Here is a 1228-nt window from a genome sequence, read left to right as displayed (position 1 = left end):
AGAGCACTTGCTGCTTGAGCTGGGGGTGGCCGCAGAGACCAGCGAGAAGCGACTGTTTACTAAAAACACAGGTCCGTGCGAAGCCGTAAGGCGATGTATACGGACTGACGCCTGCCCGGTGCTGGAACGTTAAGGGGACCGGTTAGTGCGCTTTCGGGCGTGCGAAGCTGAGAACTTAAGCGCCAGTAAACGGCGGTGGTAACTATAACCATCCTAAGGTAGCGAAATTCCTTGTCGGGTAAGTTCCGACCTGCACGAATGGCGTAACGACTTCTCGACTGTCTCAACCATAGGCCCGGTGAAATTGCACTACGAGTAAAGATGCTCGTTTCGCGCAGCAGGACGGAAAGACCCCGGGACCTTTACTATAGTTTGATATTGGTGTTCGGTTCGGCTTGTGTAGGATAGGTGGGAGACTTTGAAGCAGCCACGCCAGTGGTTGTGGAGTCGCCGTTGAAATACCACTCTGGTCGTGCTGGATGTCTAACCTCGGTCCGTGATCCGGATCAGGGACAGTGTCTGATGGGTAGTTTAACTGGGGCGGTTGCCTCCCAAAGAGTAACGGAGGCGCCCAAAGGTTCCCTCAGCCTGGTTGGCAATCAGGTGTTGAGTGTAAGTGCACAAGGGAGCTTGACTGTGAGACCGACGGGTCGAGCAGGGACGAAAGTCGGGACTAGTGATCCGGCGGTGGCTTGTGGAAGCGCCGTCGCTCAACGGATAAAAGGTACCCCGGGGATAACAGGCTGATCTTCCCCAAGAGTCCATATCGACGGGATGGTTTGGCACCTCGATGTCGGCTCGTCGCATCCTGGGGCTGGAGTCGGTCCCAAGGGTTGGGCTGTTCGCCCATTAAAGCGGTACGCGAGCTGGGTTTAGAACGTCGTGAGACAGTTCGGTCCCTATCCGCTGTGCGCGTAGGAATATTGAGAAGGGCTGTCCCTAGTACGAGAGGACCGGGACGGACGAACCTCTGGTGTGCCAGTTGTCCTGCCAAGGGCATGGCTGGTTGGCTACGTTCGGGAGGGATAACCGCTGAAAGCATCTAAGCGGGAAGCCTGCTTCAAGATGAGTATTCCCACCTCCTTGAGAGGGTAAGGCTCCCAGTAGACGACTGGGTTGATAGGCCAGATGTGGAAGCCCGGTAACGGGTGGAGCTGACTGGTACTAATAGGCCGAGGGCTTGTCCTCAGTTGCTCGCGTCCACTGTGTTAGTTCTGAAGTAACGAAC

At 56.0% G+C, this 1228-nt stretch carries 1 rRNA gene (cut by a window edge); it reads left to right on the top strand.

Annotated features, from left to right (window positions below):
• Positions 1-1188: ribosomal RNA gene (locus OTB19_RS01785) — 23S ribosomal RNA — on the top strand (it extends 1691 nt beyond the left edge of the window).
• The last annotated feature ends 40 nt before the right edge of the window (positions 1189-1228 follow it).

The organism is Streptomyces sp. H27-H5 (assembly GCF_026627505.1).
Classification (GTDB): Bacteria; Actinomycetota; Actinomycetes; order Streptomycetales; family Streptomycetaceae; genus Streptomyces.
This window is presented reverse-complemented; position numbering and strand designations above follow the sequence as displayed.